Below are 15,641 nucleotides of genomic sequence, written 5' to 3'. Positions count from 1 at the left end.
CGCGCCTGTTTCGTGGTCTTCGAGAGTTTATGGTCTCCGAAAGTCCAGGTGTGAAAGTTGAGGCGAGCAGTTCCGGGCCCACATCAACCGGTATCACCTTCAATGGTGCTGTACAGGTAGGTGGAGATGTCGTCAACGGCTCAAAGTACGTGATGCGTCATGAGTGACGACGCTGCCGCTACCTCAGGGGTCCCGACGCAGGGCGGCGGCGAGACACGAAAGGCTGCCAAGTTTAGCGATTCCAGCGAAACTTCTAGGAACGTGTATGGGGGATCCGATGGCGGACCACCTACCAATGGTGTTCACGAGCCCAGCACAGGTGCACCCCTCCGGGGCAGTGAAGCGAGAGGTCGGCTTGGCGCCGCCACTGATCGACAGGAATGGCTGCAAGAAGCAGAACAGGTAATTATTCGCGGCGACCTAGTCGGCGGTGACAAGTACGTCATTTCATTCGGTCGTGCTGAAAATCTAGCCCGTATGAGTCAAATCTCGCCTCTCCTGCTCGATCGGTCCATCCATGCATTTGTTCCGCCGCGCGAGTGGAGCAGCATCCAGACTGAGTTCATGACCCGGCATGCATCCATTATGCAATCCGTCGCGGGTAGTGGGAGAACAACGCTTGCCATTCGACTTCTTGCGGAGGCAAACCACGACCCCATATACATGGTAGATTCCCACGTCAATCTTGCGCAGCTTAACGATGCAATCAGTGCCGGACGAACCAGTTCCGACGACGCCATATCCGGCGTAGGCCTCATACTTGCGGAGCCTGCCGCGATGTCAAGCTTGTCCGGACGTGACCTTCGGAATTTGGATCACGCGCTAATCGAGGCGAAGACTCGACTGATCATAGTCACTGGGACGGAAACTCGGCTTGACGATGAAGAGGCACTAGACTATCGGCTCCCTCCCTTCGAGCCACCCTCCCACAGTGCCATCGTCGAGAAGCATCTTCGGTGGCGCTTCGACAAGCAGGCGAACGATTTGCTTTCGCAGGAGGGTCTTCGTGAAGCTATTGATGAACTGCTACCGCCAACGCTGCCCTGTCGGCGGGCAGGTCATCTTGCTGACATCATCCATCAGATAACGAAAGACGGCACCGTCGACCTAGCTGTTCTGAGGCGAATGATGAATCGGCGCGATGTCGACAACTTCACAATCTGGATGGAAGGATTCAATGACCTCGAAGACGCTTGTTTCGCCGTAACGCTCGCGGTACTCGACGGTCTTCCGTACGAGGTTGTTTCCGATGCCTCTACGGTCCTTGCTGAAGGGCTTGAACCTGCCAAGAATAGGCGCGGGACTAAGGTGGGACGGACGGCCTCCGCCGCAAGGCTTGAAGAGTTCCGAGCGCGTACACGGAAGGTGTACTCCCGCGGGCCTTACGGGCGTTCAGTGGTCCAAGCTGTCGAGTATGCAGATCGGACCTATCCGCGACGTGTCATTGAGCATTTCTGGCAGCGGTCCGGTAGGAGTAAGGAGATGCTCGCCTGGCTGCTGGATCTCGCGGCTGGAGAGGAGCAGTCAGAACGTGTCCGGATTCGAGCGGCCACTGCTTTAGGGCTGCTCTCAATTCTAAATTTCGACTACCTTCACCATTCTATGTTCGAGCGATGGGCGGGTGATGAGAGCTATCTTCGGCGTGATGCAGTTGCTAACGCGCTGCGGGTGCCGGCAGCAAATCCGCTCACGGCCGCTAACGTCCTGCGCCTTATCGAGACATGGCACGGATTGCAGCGGGAACGAAGGAAACAGGCCACCGCTGCCCGTAGTTACGGAGTTAGTCTAGCTTTTAGCGATCCAACATGGCTGATCGATCGGCTCGGTAGGCTTGCAGGGTGCGGTGATCTCGACGTCACGGCAGCTGTTTCCCGGAGCTTGTCTGACCTGGCCGGGAGGGATAGTTGTGAACTATCCGGCTCTGTGCTGACGTCTCTTTGTGAGTGGCTCCCGAACTACCGGCGAGAATTTGCTGCACAAATGGCTTTTCTCCAAGCCGCGACGTCCTTGCTCACCGAGGTGCCCGATGTTCATCCAGATCTCACTCCTGAATTGTGGCCGACACTCCTCGTTTTAGCGGACCGGGATCAAGAAATTCGGAGCGAGCTTTGCCTTATGTGGGCGAGCGTGCTGCACTCCGGAAATTCTCTTGACGCTGCTACCACTCTCACTGATTGGGCTGTCATGGCGGAGAGAACTCCAGCGATGCGCCAAGTTTTAACATATCTACTTGTGGGTGTCAGCTCGTACAGTCCTCGTGTCCGGGAGATAGTTCATCATATAGTGGATAACTGGGGGCAGGCGGACCATTTGCAGCCTTTAACGGCCACCGCCGCTGCGTTGAAGCGGCAATTTGAGCAACTCGATCTGAACACGACGAGCTCGGAGTTTTCGCTATGACAAATGGGTTTCGTCCAATCCTTCGATCTGCACTCGTTCGGCCTGGCTGGCAGAGGAACTCAGCCTTGCGCCCGGGTGTCGCGATTGTGTATTCGGATGCCGATGGCAGGGTGCAGATCCCGCAAGGTGGTGGGCGCCCCTGGGCTCGGCATTCAACCACATCTAGCTGGATCCGACACGAAGTAGACGTATCTGATCAACGTCGCACCGCCAGGCTTGGGGGTATGGACTTACCAACCGCCAGGAACGCTCATTTCTTGGAAGCGGTGATCGATATAGGTTTCCGCGTGACAGATCCAGCCGAGATAGTCCGTCGTTATGTGACGTACGGCGCCTCTGTGATTCTCAATTATGTGAGTAGCGAGCTCAGGGCCGTCACCCGAAGTTTCGATCTTGAGGAGATTCATCTAGCCGAGGATAAATTCAACGCAGAGTTCTCTCGGGATATCCCGCTTCCTGAAGGCATAACGATTTATCGTCTCAATGTGCGACTGACGCCCAACCGGACGGCTTTTGAGTATCTTGAGGATCTAAGAGGTGCGTCGCGCAGCCGCGATCTTGCGGCGGAACAACACGAACGCGCTAAGGTCGAGGCGATCCGTCTCAACGAGATCAAGCGGATCGAGCATGCTGCAGAGCTGGAAAGGCGCAAGGCTGCTTTGATTGCAATGCGCGACCTTGAGATGGATCCCTACGAGTTGTTGCTCGCACATGCTGCTGAACATCCGAATGGATCTGAGAAGCTTTTTGAGATGCTTAATGAGGCTTGGAGAGCAGGCATGGAGCAGGAGGAGGTGCGCGACAGTAGATTCGCGGATCTGGTCAAGTACTTGATTGAAAATGGAATTATGCAGGCTGTCGACATTGAGAAATTCCGTGATGATTTGACTAACCGGGTTCGTGAAGCTGCTGTCCGGAAGGGCTCCAGTGGCCTAGGGTGGTCCGAGTCGTCGGTTCTTCCAGAGATGAAGTTGAAGAAGGCGCCCAGTGCCCCACCGCAAAGGTCGTCTGGCGGCGATCAATCATTCAATGGTGCCAAGCGCTAAGCTGCTCGCGCCGGAATCTTTCAGATGCAGGCAGCCACAAGAGGTCCTGTCGAATATTCCTAATTTTCAGGCTGGCTGCGATGTTGCTGACCGGCTGCGATTGACCGTGCCTACCGACGATCCTGCCCCCTATTGCCCGGAACATTCTGACCGGCGGTGAGGTAAACCGGGGTGCGTTGGCTTCGGGCTAGTCTCGCGGAGCGGGCTCTTGGAGCAACGCTGGCGGGAAGACGCTGGGCGGCAGAACCTTCTGAGAAGAAGGCGGCCTCTTCCAGTTCCTCACCGGCCAGTTCAAGCTTGTCGAGGCTCGTTATTGTTCCACAATCGAACGTGAAGCTGATGATCGCGCGAGGTCGTTCCCCGGCAGGCGGTGCCCAGTCCACGACTAGTAGGTCGCCCACCTCCACGGCGACGCCCAGCTCCTCGCGGACCTCGCGGGCGCAAGCATCGTGTGGATACTCGCCCTCGTCCACGTAGCCGCCTGGAAAGGCCCAGTAGTCGCGGTAGGTGGGTTTGACAAGCAACACGTTGTCGTCTTGGTCAGTGATGAAGGCTGCAGCGGCGGCGTAGAAGGAAGCTAGGTTCGCGTACCACGTGGCGGGCTCCGTCCAGGTCACCTCGGTGACGCTAGCGGACATGTCTAGGTGCGCTCTTGCTCTATGCGGCTGCTGGCATGGCCGCTAGGGTACGCAGAACTTCGTTGACCTGGGGCAGCGCTTGCTGCGGGCTGAGAGCAGTAGCGAGTTCGCGGACGCGCTGTTGGACGCGCGTCGACTGGATGCCCGCTGCGTGCTGCGCCAGCTTCGAGGCCCAATTGCAGGCGGCGTCGGTGTCTCCAGCGCGGGTATAGGTCATCGCAACGAGGGCGGTATGTAGGGCGCGCGTTCTCGTGTTCTGGCTGTCTAGGGTGAGCGCTTCGGGGGCGTGTCGAAGGGCCTGTGTGTATAGACGCAGGTCCCCCAGGCACCTCAGCGCGGCCCCGGCCAGGTGGGCAGGGCTGAAGTAGCCGACCCAGTGCGGCCCCGGATCTGCGCTCGTCCGGTCGAGAGCACGCTCAGCCTTAGCGAGCGCCAGCTGGCAGGCACGTCGTTCGCCTGACTGTCCGTACGCAGTAGCCGCAGTGGCATGTAGGCGGGCGAGGACGGCTGCGGGTGCGTGGCCTGCCCCGTCAATGGCTGCTTCGACGAGCCGGGCCGCCTCCCTGGCATGCCCCAAGAACACGGCTTGGGTAGCGAGGTTGGCGAGCAGGTGAGCGCCGTAGAGGCGGTCGTCGGCGGCCTTGGCGAGCCGTAGGCCGAGCGTCACATGATGTTGCGCTATGGCATGGTCGCCTGCGTCGTACGACATGAAAGCGAGTTGGCCGGAGAGCGTTGCCGCTGCGCGCATGAGGTCGCGCCCCACGGCATCGGTGTAGGTGCCGTGCAACATCGGCGCGACCTGACGTAGGAGGAAGTCGGCCATTACCGCACGAGTACGCGGAGAGCCGCTGCCATGACGTCGGTCGAGGTCGGTGAAGTGGTCCGCCAGCGCGTACAGCGATTGAACGTCGGTGGAGGTGACCTGTTGTCGGCCGCTCCGGCTGACGGCCTTGTCGGGCAGGTCATACCGCCAGCCAAGCGCCGCCTCTAGCGCTTTGCCGCTATCGAACACCCCGCTGTCCTGTTGGCTGAGGCGCTTGGCCAATCTCGTCCAGATCAGCTCGGCGGTATCGATCGCCCCATCGACGGTCGCAGGGTAGACACACATGCCGATGCTCTCGGCCGCGCCAAAGCCCAGCTCGGTCACGCCGACCGAGCGGCCGAGCTTGCGGGCTAGGGTCTCAGCCATTGCGGCCTGGACGTGCTCGCCAGGCCGGCGACCGCGTAACCACCAGTAGACGCTGGCAGCGTCGTAGCGCCAGGCGCCCTCGTTGCGGCCGGCGTGGTTGAGCTGCCGAGCAAAGGCGGCGTGAGCGTTACCGTAGCCGGCGGCAAGTAGCAGCCCCTCGAACGCTGCGTTCGTCACCGGTCGCGCCATGGTTCCGCCTCCAGGCATCAGTCAACTACCAACAGTGACGAGCCTATGGGCTGCTGCGGTCCTATGGGGACCCGCGCAACCCTGCGCAACCCACGTCCTGAGCAGCGCAACCGAGCGCATCGCTTGCCATCTGGTCCGTCGACTGGCAGCCCGCTTCGCTGATCGCAGGGGTCCTGAGTGACGGCAGACGTCACACCCCGGCCAGCGGAGGTGTCAATGCAGGGCGACGAGTCAGCGAACAGGAGTGAGCGGTCCGAGGCGGCCGAGCGAGAGGCCGCCAAACAGCGCCTCCTCGCCCAGGCCGAGGCAGACCGCGTACCCGTAAACGACACGACCCGCGCGGTCCCGGACCGGCGGTGGCGGCGTGACCAGCGATGACCTCCCGATCGGTCGCCGGGTGGCCCGCTGGCGGGTGCGGCGGTCGATGACCCAGCAGATGCTTGCCGACCGCCTGCGCAGGTCGAAGAGCTGGGTGGACAAGGTGGAGCGGGGCGTGCGCGCCCTGGACCGGTACTCGGTGATCCAGGAACTGGCCGACGTCCTGTGGGTCGATCCGGAGGTGCTGCTCGGTCAGCGGCGGCCGACGCCTGCCGGCCCGCCGGACGGGGTGGACGACATCCGGGCCGTGCTCGCCCGCTACGACATCCCGCAGGCCCCGGCCCAGACGATGGAGGAAGTCAGGAGGCAGGTCGGGTACGCCTGGTTGACCTACCAGCACGCGCACTACGGGCAGTTGGTGCGGGTGGTGCCGGGTCTGCTCGACGCCGCCCAGGGCGTGCGGTCGGCGGAGGTGCTGGTGCAGGCGTACCGGATCACCTCGTCGCTGCTGGTGAAGCTCGGCGAGGCCGACCTTGGATGGCTGGCCGCCGACCGGGCGATGGCCGCCGCCGGCGACGACCCGATCCTGGCGGCAACGGCAACAATCTCGGTAGCCCAAGCGCTCCGTGCGTCAAACCGCGACCGTCTCGCCCTGACGGCGACCCTCAATGCGGCAAACCGCATCCTCCCACTCCCATCTCGCGTCGTTGATCATGAGGTTGGCGGGTGTGGTGGAGATCAAAGTGCCCGTCAACCTCATGATCACCAGGGTCCGGGGGAGTGGGCTTTGGGTGGGACGTTGTTGGTGCAGGCCGCTCTCGCCGCCGCTGGTAGCGGCGACCACCACCGCGCCGGGGAGCTGACCGACCGGGCCGCGGGCGTTGCCGCACACCTTCGGGGGTACGACGACACGCACCGCACCAGCTTCGGGCCGATCGTCGTCGACCTGGCGCGGGTGTTGTCGGCGGCGCAACGGGGTGACGCCGACGAGGCGCTGCAGAGGCACGTGACAATGGTGCGGCGGGAGGGGTGGCGGCGGTTGCCGGCCGAGTATCGGGGCGCGTACCTGGTGGACGTCGCGCGGGCGTACCTGCAGGTGGGTGACCTGCGCGGGGCTGCCCGCGCCCTGGTGGACGCGGACAGTGTCGCGCCGGCTGAGGTTCGGTGCCGGCCGTTGGCGCGTACCGTGATCGCCGAGGTTGCTCGCGCGCAACCGGCGCCGGCCGGCGTGGCGCGACTCGCCACGCTGGTCGGGCTCACGAGGTGAAACCTCGCCGTCCTGCTATGCGCGGCCGACCCAGGTGGCGACGCACGCCTCGTTGCCCTCGGCGTCGGCCAGGACCCACCACAAAGGTGCGTGCGCGTCGGAGAGCAGGTTGCCGCCGGCGGCCAGGGCGGCGGCGATGCGAGCCTCTGCCTGATCGAGCGCGACAGGTCGCATGGATTGCGGCAGATTCTCGCGTCTGGTCTTGGTTTGGACGCTGCGGTGTCGGTCAGCCATCTCCGCCAGGCCGTGGCGGATGCTGGTCCTGGGTCAGCTTCTCCGTCAATCGCGTCGGCCCGGTGCTACGGTTCGGACCGTGCTGAAGGTGCTTGTCAGCGGATGTTTGCAGGGGCCGGCGCTGCGTTACAACGCGACATATGTGCCGGTGAACTCGCTGATCTGGGACCGCTGGTCGGCCGAAGGACGCCTCGTGCGGTTCTGTCCGGAGGTCGCGGTGGGCTTTCCCATTCCTCGCCCGCCCGCCGAGATAGTAGGGGGGACTGCGGGAGACGTTCTCGCGGGTTCCGCGCGGGTTGAAGAAGCCACCGGCGCAGACGTCACCAACCTGTTTAGGCTCGCCGCTCGACGAGCACTGGACCGGGCGGTAGAGGCAGGCGTCGCGCTCGCGATCCTTGTCGACGGCAGCCCAACCTGCGGCAGTAGCGTGATCTATGACGGCTCATTCACCGGCCGTACCGTGCCCGGACGGGGAGTAACCGCAGAGGAACTGCTACGTCACGGCATACCGGTGTTCCACGAAGGGCAGCTTGCGCAAGCCGCAGCGATGCTCGCTGACCTGGAGAAGTCAGAGCGCTGCACCGGGTAGCGAGCCCAGCGCCGTCAGCGGTCGGCAAGTCGGCCACAGGTCCGGAAGATGTCTCTCATCTTTCACGACCACCGTGCACATTCGACGTCGAGGCGTGGGTCGGTACGCACCCAGACTTCGCCCCCGACGGCCCCGGCCGGGGCGTCGACCCGTTCGAGCCCGAGGAACTCGATCAACTGGAGAAGTTCGGCTCGATCGGCTCGGTCATCGTCGACATCATGCGAGTCGAAGAAGACGTAATGCTTGTCGCTCGGGTCGACGACGCCGGAATCTGCCCAGATCCGGCCGACTTCTTCGATTGCCGCTGCTTCCGTCGTGAACGTGGCGGCGCGGGCGGCACCGCGGGTCTCCGGCGACGCGTCGAGGTCGGAGAGGTCGGAGAACCACTGGCCGAAGTGGTCGAGGCCGGCATATCCGTTCTCGAAGAACAGCATCGCGCTCGGAAGGTAGCGGTTGGCCCTGTCGACCCGTAGGTGTTCCGACCGAGGTTGGTCCGCATCCTTGATCCGGGAGATCACACCCAGACGGGGCATGAGTACCAGACTCTGCCTTGCCGCTTCGTCAGTGATGGTGTAGGTGTCAGACTCTCGACCCCGGAAGAATGCGGAGAACGCCACGTAGGCCTCTTGAGGGTCGCCCACGGAGACGTGTTGATCGTTGCCATCACCGACGGCGAAGACGAACTGCTTCGGTCCGGGACTGTAGGGGCGGGCCATGTGCGTCCTTCGGTCACGTGGGATAGATCCAGCAGCGTAGTGGATCGAGGGGACATGTCCGCGGCCCTGATCAGAGGCGTGCTGTGCGCGCTTACCCTGCGCCAGCGACCAGCTGCCCGCAAGCCCTGAACCAGACCGCGATCGAGCGAGGGTTTCCCCGAACGTGAGATTCGGGCATGTACCTGGGCACTGCTGGAGGGGAGATTCGGCAATGCTGGTAACTGGTTATCTCGGCGCGGTGCTCATCGGTGCGCTCGTCGGTCTGCTCGGCCGACTCATCCTGCCGGGGAGGCAGCGGATCGGTTTCTTCGCCACGTTCGTCATCGGCGTCGGCTCGGCGGTGCTGGGCACCGTGGTTGCCCGGGCGCTCGATATCGACGACGGAGCCGGCGTGAAGGTGTGGGTGCTGCGCTGGGACTGGGTCGTGCTCGCGATCCAGGTCGGCGTCGCGATCATCGCCGTGGCGCTGGCGAACATGCTCACCTTCACCCGGCTTGCCGGCGGCGACGAGAAGCCCCGTCGGCGGGTCCGCCGCAGCCAGGCCAAGGGCTGAACGGGCGAGCCACCCCGGGTGGCCGCGACGTGCGCTGCCCTGTCGTCGGCTGTCCCAGCCGACCCGTCCGGGATGCCAGCGGAGGGACCACCCGTCCGAGTGGTCCCTCCGCTGGTTTGCTGGTGAGTGGCTAAACTTCAGGTTGGCAGTTCACCTGTGCTCTGCTGCGGCGGGCGCAGCCTCGGGAGGGTGTTCCCGCACCCTCTCGAGGGGCCGTCCCATCGGACGGCGCCTACTCGCAGAAGACCCGCACTGTGGCATCGGGGGAGTCCACCTCCACGGTCACCTCGTCGAGGTGCTCCACGAGCGCCTCCAACTGCTCGGGCTTGAGCTGCGTCAGGTCGATCGGCACACCCGAGTCGCTGAGTGAGGCGTTGGCCTTGACCAGGGCCTGCGGCGGGACCAGCGCCGCCAGCCGTACGCCGGCCCGCAGCAGTTGCAGCGGCACCCGCACGTTGACCCGCGACGGCTCGCCGTTGTCGGTGGCGTCCACCACCACCCGCAGGTACTTCACCTTGCCCTTCTGTCGGACGTCGTGACCTGCCACCGCCGGTGCCTGGTCCCGTTCGAGGGCGGCGATGAGCTGCTCCGCCTCCTCCGCGGTGATCTTGCCGGCGGCCAGCATGTCGAGGATGTCCTTGCGTTGTTCGGTCATGCGAACCTCTCCTATCGGATAGCCACGAGCACGGCCGTGCGGCCCTGCTCGATGTCGAAGCGGGCGCCGGGCAGCGCGGAGACGACGCGCCAGCCGGCGCCGAGTGCCCGCACCACACCGATGCGGAACACGACGCAGGCCACGATCGCCGCCAGCACGACCAGGACCACGACCGGGAAGAGCACGAGCACCACGGGAAGCACCGGAACCCAGACGCGGATGGGCCGGCGGTCCGGGCGGTTGACCTTCACGGTCACCAACTGCGGCATCACGACCGGCCGTCCAGCTCGGCCAACGCCTGCTGTGCGGTGATCTCACCGCGGCGCAGCCTGTCGATGATGTCGGCCCGCGACGGCGCCGGGTCGGTCTCGACGAAGTCGAGCATCTGCGTGATCCGGTTGAGTCGTGACTTGATCGTCGGGTAGCTCACCCCGAAGATGCGTTCCATCTCCTTGATCGAACCGTGGCAGCGCACGAACGCCGTGACGAAGACCTGATCCTCGATGTTGAGCTGAGCCAGTTGGGGTGGCTCGAACTCGCCCTCGATCGCGACGCCGTTGCTCGCCAGGCGCACCCGCTCGACGACGAACGGCTGCCCTCGCGTCAGGCTGGTGAGTTCCTGCCAGTCCATCGCCTGCTCTGTCATACACAATTTGTAGCGCTGAAATTCTTAACTTACAAGAGTTTGATCTTAACTTTCTTAAGGTGGCGCCGCTCGGGGCGGTGGAGATGAGTAACGGGATGCAACGGGCGGGGAGCGGGCCGTGGGTGGGACGCTGCTGGACCAGGCCGCGCTGGCCGCCGCCGGCTGCGGCGACGCCCGCCGCGCCGACGAGCTGACCGACCGGGCCGCGGGGCATCGCCACCAACCTTCGGGGGTACGACGACACGCACCGCACCAGCTTCGGGTCGATCGCCGTGGACCTGGCGCGGGTGTTGTGCGCGGCACAGCGGGGTGACGCCGACGAGGCGCTGCAACGGCACCTGACGGTGGTGCGGCGGGAGGCGTTCCGGCGGTTGCCGGCCGAGTACCGGGGCGCGTACCTGGTCGATGTCGCCCGGGCGTACCTCCAGATGGGTGACCTGCGCGGCGCCGCACGCGCCCTGGTGGACGCGGACAGCGTCGCGCCGGCTGAGGTCCGGTGCCGGCCGTTGGCGCGTACGGTGATCGCCGAGATCGCCCGCGCGAACCCGGCGCCGGCCGGCGTGGCGCGACTGGCGACGCTGGTTGGCCTCACCCGTTGACTGGCCGCGGCTTGGTGGGGGAGGGGCCGGCCAGGCCTGTGGGGGCATACTCGGTATGCTCTGCGGCCATGCGACCTGGCGATCGGGCGGTGGCACTCGCCGCCGTGGTGGGCGGATTCCTGCTCGGCTTTCTCGACTTCTGCTGGATCAAGTGGCTGCATCCCTTCGCGGAACTCGGCAACTCCACAGCGACCTGGGCGGTCGCTGCCTTCTTCTTCGGGTACTGGGCGCGGTCCGGGTGGCTGCGTTCGGCACTCGGTGCCGCCGTCCTGCTCGTCGTCGCGGTGCCCAGCTACTACCTGGCGGCGGCGCTCCTGCAGGGCGACGACCTCGCGGTGCTCTGGGCGCCGTCGTCGCTGGTCTGGATGGTTTTCGGCGTGCTCGCCGGAGTGGTCTTCGGCACCGGCGGGACGTGGGCGCGTGGTGAGGGGTGGCGGCAGGTCGTCGGGGTCGCGCTGCCGGCCGCCGTGTTCTTCGAGGAGGCGGCCCGGTTCGCCGGCAAGGCGACCGACCCCGACCACGGGGCCGCCGTGTGGTGGAACGCTGTCATCGACGTTGCGCTGGGTCTGCTGATCGTGGTGCTGACCGGCGGGTCGCATCGGCGGCGGGCCCTCGCCGTCGCGGTGGCCGTGCCACTGGCCGGCGCGATCCTGGTGAGCTTCGCGGTGGCCGGCGGGACCGTCTCGTCCGCCGGTGCCTCAGTACGGCAGGTCGATGCCCTGACTGCGGGCGAACTCGCGGTGGGCGGCGACGACCGTGTCGATGAAGTAGGCGGCCATCTCGTCGGCGCGCAGCACCCCGGTCGTCGCGACAGTGAAGTTCTCGTCGCAGTAGTGCTCGGCTGACCTGACACCCGGCTGCGCCACGAGAGCGTCCCGGAGGAAGTCCACGGGCTCGTCCCCGGGGCCGACGATGAACTTCACGCCGTCGCCAAAGCTCAACTCCCAGTGCAGCCCGTCATCGGTGCCGACCCAGAGCTGCCGGCAGAGCGCGCCGCGGCTCTGGGTGAACGCCTCCCGCATCGCGCTGTCGTCCGAGCAGATCGCCGGAAGGACGCTCGGGGTGCGGCCGATCGCCGCGGCGACCGGGGGGAAGTCGGCGAGTCGGTCGACTCGGTAGAAGAAGTAGCCCGGGGTGTTGGTGGGGTCCTCGGACTCGACGCCCGGCACCGCGTACGCGGGTGGTTCAGAGGTCATGCGTTCATGGTCCATCCTGGATCGCGGCGTCCGCCAGCAGGCGCAACCGCCGCAGGTTCGGCGCCGGCTGGCCTGGCGCGGCTGGCGACCCTCGTCGGGCGCACCCGCTCACGCTCGCCGGCCTCTAACGGGGGTGACGCAGCCACGGCCGTGCACGACTTCCGTGTTTCGCGCTGCGGTTCCTTGGTGACGACCTGGGACGGAAGTCCGACGCTGCGTGTCTGCCCGGTCACTGAGGGTCCAATCTAGAACCCGGCTCGCCGTACGGGCAGTCCGTACACAAAGGACATCGGAGGTTCGGATGCTGAACATCGCCGAGGAACGGGACACCTATCCACCGGGCGGTCAGATCCCCAACCTGGAAACCGACGAGAATGCGTGCGCCGACATCCTGACCAGGATCGCGCCGCTCCTGCCCCTTGAGCTGCGACAGGAGGTGGTCAGCGCGATGGTGAACTGGTCGGCGAGCGCGCTGCGGCCCTCCCAGAACTTCGGAACGTGGGCCGAAGCCATCACCGCCGCGACGAGCTACGCCCGGCGCGAGATCGCGCGTGCCACCGACACCAGTCAACGGCATCGTGACCAGGCCGTCGGCAACGACGATCTGGCGAAGCTCGGCGCAGCGGTGGCGAGCACGGGACGGACCGACGACCGGCAGATCAAGTTGCGCGACGAGAGCCGCAGGTGGGCCAACTGCGGCATGGCCGCGTTCCAAATTCGGGAGCAGTTGCACAGCAAGGGCGGCGATCCCCAGCGCGTGTCGAACCGGACCTACGGGGCGGGGGAGGGCGACGCGCTCAGGCAGGCGCTGCTCGTCCGGCCGGCCAGCGCGGCAACCGTCCTGCTGCTCGACTGCCAGTTCCCGCAGGTGCACAACTTCGTCATCGAGGTGCACCACGGCGGGGCGCGCTACCTCGCCCAGGGCTACCAGGGCACCTACTTCGCCCACTGGTGGCTCGCGGTGAACGACAGCTACTCCGGAGAGCCCACCGGCCAAATTCTCGCCCTGCGCGAGCGGTACGGGATGGGCCGCGCGATCAGTGCGCAAGACTACGAGCGCATGCTCGACGGTCTGGTCGCGGCCATCTCGTCGGGCTGGCAGGAGACCGCGAACCAGTGGAAGACGTTGCCGTTCAACCCGGACCGGCAGGAGATCGACGGGATCCGCCACCGGTCCGGATCGCCGACGATCCTCGTGGAGGGGTTCGAGCTGCGCAGACCGGCGGTGGCTCGTGCGGCGCTCGGCGGTAACGGCGCAGCGTCGCTCAGCGAGCTGGCGACCCGAGGACTGACGGCCGGCTGACGGGACGTTCCGGTCGGCGCAACGCCGGCCTGGTCGGGGTGCCGCCTCCCGCCGGGCACGATCCACTCGCCTTATGGAAGTCGCGGTGTTCCGGGTCCTCGGACACCCCGACTTCATGGAACCCGAGTTGATGTCGCCACCGACCCGAGCCGTCCGTTGGCCTCCAGGCGGGGCCACATGCTTCCGAAAGGCTTCTTGCGAAAGCATGTCGATGGAGCGTATAAACGAAAGGAGTCTTTCGTTTAGGAGTGCTCATGGAGCTGAACGAGCCGGAACGCCGGCTGCGCGTCCGGGACGCGACCAAGCTGCGTGCACTTGCGCACCCGTTGCGCCTGCGGCTGCTGCGCTATCTGCTGGCCGCCGGCCCGAGGACCGCTGCGCAGTGCGCCGAGGCCCTGAACGACACCGGATCGAACTGCAGCTACCACCTGCATCAACTGGCCCGCCACGGCCTCATCGAGCGGGACCACTCCGACGGGACCAACCGCCGTGACCGGCCGTGGCGTGCCGCCGCCACCGGGCTCGAATTCCTCCCGGATCCCGATGATGCCGAGGGGCGGCAGCTCAACGAGGCGCTGACCGCCCTGGAATTCGACGAGGTGTTCCGATCGCTGCAGCGCTACCAGCATCAGCAGCACAAGCTGACCGACGAGTGGCAGGAGAGCGCCACCTTCCACAGCTACACGCTCTCGCTCAACCCGGAGGAACTACGGCACCTCGCGCTGACCCTGGACGCCGTCATCCGGCCGTACCTGCGTCCGTTGCGCAACGCGCCTCCGAGCGACGCCCGGGCCGTCACCCTCAACCTCCAGGCATACCCAACGCCTGAGTTCATCTAGATGGTGGCGCTGCTGCGACACCGCGGATTCGTCCTGATCTGGGCTGCCGGGCTCTTCTCCAGTGTGGCGAGCTGGCTTCTGCTCACCGGCCTGCCGATCTACGTGTTCGGGGTGACCGGCTCGGCGTTCACCACCTCCGCGGTCTTCTTCGTCGAGCTGCTGTGCGGCGTCACCCTGGGATCGTTCGCCGGTGCTCTCGCCGACCGATTCGATCGCTTCCGGCTCATGAGCTGTGTCGCCGTGCTGCAGACGGCGGTGGTGATTCCCCTGCTCGGTCAACCTGACCACCACCTGTGGGTCATCTCCCTGGTCGCCGGCGCCCAGGCGGTGCTCACCCAGACGTTCGACTCCGCCCGCAACGCCGCGTTGCCACGACTCGTCGAACCCGCGCACCTGGTGCGCGCCAACAGCGTGGTGGCGCTCAACGTCAGTGTGGGACGGCTCATCGGAGGTTCGCTGGGCGGCTTCGCGATCACCCGCGACGGCACCCGCTACCTGGCTGTCGGCAGCGCCGTGGCCTTCGTGATCACGGCAGCTCTGATCGCCGCCGGCCGTCGGGCCGCGCACCACCACGCCGCAGGACAGGCGATTCCGGACCGTACGTCGTCGTTCCTCACCGAGTGGCGATCCGGCCTCAAGGCGATGCGACGCAACCCCGTCGTGCGGGTGACGCTTCTGAGCGTGGCAATCGGCGGCATCGCGCAGGGCCTGTTCGTGGTGCTCTTCGTCGTCTTCGTCAGTCGTGCGCTGGATGCCGACGGCACCCTCACCGGTGTGCTGCGCGGCGTCCAGGCGATCGGTGGGGTGGCGGGCGGGCTCATCGTCGGCATGCTGGGCGCGCGGCTCAGTCCCCGGCTGCTGATGAGCCTCGGCGCGACCACGTTCGCCCTGATCAGCCTGGTCATCTGGAACGGGCCGGCGGTCACCCGTCAACCCGAGTGGTACATCCTGCTGTTCATCCTGGTCGGCGCGCCTGGGATCGCGTACGCCAGCGGAGCCTTCGCGCAGATCCAACAGAGCGTGCCCGACACCGAGCTGGGCCGGGCCTTCGGCGCCTACTTCGCGATCTACAACGCGTCGCAGGGGCTGGGCATGGCCGCCGCCGGCCTGCTCGGAGACGCGCTCAGCGTCGTGCTCGTGCTCAACGTGCAGGCCGTGCTGTATCTGGCGTCCGGTGCCGTCGCCTACGTGGGCCTGCGCTCCGTTCGGCGGCAGCGCCCCGCCGAACGGCAACGCGCCACTGTCGACGTCGGGTAGACCCCGG

16 protein-coding genes and 1 pseudogene are annotated in these 15,641 nt (G+C 65.7%); 10 read left to right on the top strand and 7 right to left on the bottom strand.

Annotation, left to right across the window (positions count from 1 at the left end; all coding sequences use genetic code 11):
* Positions 1-477: 477 nt before the first annotated feature.
* Both KBX34_RS21905 and KBX34_RS21900 read left to right on the top strand, forming a co-directional pair.
* Positions 478-2,400, top strand: coding sequence for a hypothetical protein (locus tag KBX34_RS21905; RefSeq protein WP_210926627.1), 1,923 nt, complete (start codon positions 478-480; stop codon positions 2,398-2,400).
* A complete protein-coding gene (locus KBX34_RS21900) occupies positions 2,397-3,446 on the top strand; it encodes an SPFH domain-containing protein (RefSeq protein WP_247672078.1) in 1,050 nt (349 codons plus the stop codon). Before KBX34_RS21905 ends, KBX34_RS21900 begins: the two co-directional genes overlap by 4 nt.
* Before the next feature lie 110 nt (positions 3,447-3,556).
* On the opposite strand, the gene KBX34_RS21895 is transcribed toward KBX34_RS21900, so the two are convergent.
* Together KBX34_RS21895 and KBX34_RS21890 are read right to left on the bottom strand one after the other, a co-directional pair.
* Positions 3,557-4,063: an NUDIX hydrolase gene (locus KBX34_RS21895; RefSeq protein WP_307871465.1), complete on the bottom strand. Its 507-nt coding sequence runs from the start codon at positions 4,061-4,063 to the stop codon at positions 3,557-3,559.
* Positions 4,064-4,103: 40 nt separating this feature from the next.
* Positions 4,104-5,450, bottom strand: coding sequence for a hypothetical protein (locus KBX34_RS21890; RefSeq protein ID WP_210926624.1), 1,347 nt, complete (start codon positions 5,448-5,450; stop codon positions 4,104-4,106).
* Between the two features lie 376 nt (positions 5,451-5,826).
* On the opposite strand from KBX34_RS21890, the gene KBX34_RS21885 reads away from it, so the two are divergent.
* Positions 5,827-7,047, top strand: a complete 1,221-nt coding sequence (locus KBX34_RS21885) for a helix-turn-helix domain-containing protein (RefSeq protein WP_210926623.1) — start codon at positions 5,827-5,829, stop codon at positions 7,045-7,047.
* 15 nt (positions 7,048-7,062) lie between these two features.
* Here KBX34_RS21885 and KBX34_RS21880 read toward each other — a convergent pair.
* Positions 7,063-7,203: pseudogene (locus KBX34_RS21880) on the bottom strand (VOC family protein); the annotation flags it as partial.
* A 157-nt stretch (positions 7,204-7,360) separates the two neighbouring features.
* Here KBX34_RS21880 and KBX34_RS21875 point away from each other — a divergent pair.
* Positions 7,361-7,870, top strand: a complete 510-nt coding sequence (locus KBX34_RS21875) for a DUF523 domain-containing protein (RefSeq protein WP_210926622.1) — start codon at positions 7,361-7,363, stop codon at positions 7,868-7,870.
* A 62-nt stretch (positions 7,871-7,932) separates the two neighbouring features.
* Here the strand turns inward: KBX34_RS21875 and KBX34_RS21870 are convergent, their stop codons facing one another.
* Positions 7,933-8,586: a hypothetical protein gene (locus tag KBX34_RS21870; protein WP_210926621.1), complete on the bottom strand. Its 654-nt coding sequence runs from the start codon at positions 8,584-8,586 to the stop codon at positions 7,933-7,935.
* A 211-nt stretch (positions 8,587-8,797) separates the two neighbouring features.
* Between KBX34_RS21870 and KBX34_RS21865 the strand changes: the two genes are divergently transcribed.
* Positions 8,798-9,139, top strand: a complete 342-nt coding sequence (locus KBX34_RS21865) for a GlsB/YeaQ/YmgE family stress response membrane protein (RefSeq protein ID WP_196922788.1) — start codon at positions 8,798-8,800, stop codon at positions 9,137-9,139.
* Positions 9,140-9,371: 232 nt separating this feature from the next.
* Here the strand turns inward: KBX34_RS21865 and KBX34_RS21860 are convergent, their stop codons facing one another.
* The 3 genes from KBX34_RS21860 to KBX34_RS21850 are packed head-to-tail and all read right to left on the bottom strand — an operon-like array spanning position 9,372 to position 10,440.
* A complete protein-coding gene (locus tag KBX34_RS21860; RefSeq protein ID WP_210926620.1) occupies positions 9,372-9,794 on the bottom strand; it encodes a hypothetical protein in 423 nt (140 codons plus the stop codon).
* 11 nt (positions 9,795-9,805) lie between these two features.
* Positions 9,806-10,063, bottom strand: coding sequence for a hypothetical protein (locus KBX34_RS21855; protein WP_099853055.1), 258 nt, complete (start codon positions 10,061-10,063; stop codon positions 9,806-9,808).
* Positions 10,063-10,440, bottom strand: a complete 378-nt coding sequence (locus KBX34_RS21850; RefSeq protein WP_197699635.1) for a DUF2089 domain-containing protein — start codon at positions 10,438-10,440, stop codon at positions 10,063-10,065. Before KBX34_RS21850 ends, KBX34_RS21855 begins: the two co-directional genes overlap by 1 nt.
* A gap of 272 nt (positions 10,441-10,712) precedes the next feature.
* Here KBX34_RS21850 and KBX34_RS21845 point away from each other — a divergent pair, with 272 nt between their 5' ends.
* The 5 genes from KBX34_RS21845 (at position 10,713) to KBX34_RS21820 (ending at position 15,634) form a co-directional block, all read left to right on the top strand.
* Positions 10,713-11,039 carry a hypothetical protein gene (locus tag KBX34_RS21845; RefSeq protein ID WP_247672077.1) on the top strand — a complete coding sequence of 109 codons (327 nt, stop codon included), beginning with the start codon at positions 10,713-10,715 and terminating at the stop codon, positions 11,037-11,039.
* A gap of 68 nt (positions 11,040-11,107) precedes the next feature.
* On the top strand, positions 11,108-11,884 hold the full coding sequence (locus KBX34_RS21840) for a DUF6518 family protein (RefSeq protein WP_247672076.1): 777 nt from the start codon (positions 11,108-11,110) through the stop codon (positions 11,882-11,884).
* 652 nt (positions 11,885-12,536) lie between these two features.
* The gene (locus KBX34_RS21830; protein WP_141909241.1) at positions 12,537-13,538 is read left to right on the top strand and encodes a hypothetical protein; all 1,002 of its coding nucleotides are present in this window, start codon (positions 12,537-12,539) and stop codon (positions 13,536-13,538) included.
* A gap of 254 nt (positions 13,539-13,792) precedes the next feature.
* Positions 13,793-14,377 (top strand): winged helix-turn-helix domain-containing protein, encoded by a 585-nt coding sequence (locus KBX34_RS21825; protein ID WP_141909242.1) that lies wholly within the window; start codon positions 13,793-13,795, stop codon positions 14,375-14,377.
* The gene (locus tag KBX34_RS21820) at positions 14,378-15,634 is read left to right on the top strand and encodes an MFS transporter (RefSeq protein WP_210926618.1); all 1,257 of its coding nucleotides are present in this window, start codon (positions 14,378-14,380) and stop codon (positions 15,632-15,634) included. It begins immediately after the preceding gene.
* The last annotated feature ends 7 nt before the right edge of the window (positions 15,635-15,641 follow it).

The sequence above is a fragment of the Micromonospora sp. M61 genome, from assembly GCF_018070245.1.
Classification (GTDB): domain Bacteria; phylum Actinomycetota; class Actinomycetes; order Mycobacteriales; family Micromonosporaceae; genus Micromonospora; species Micromonospora zamorensis.
This window is presented reverse-complemented; position numbering and strand designations above follow the sequence as displayed.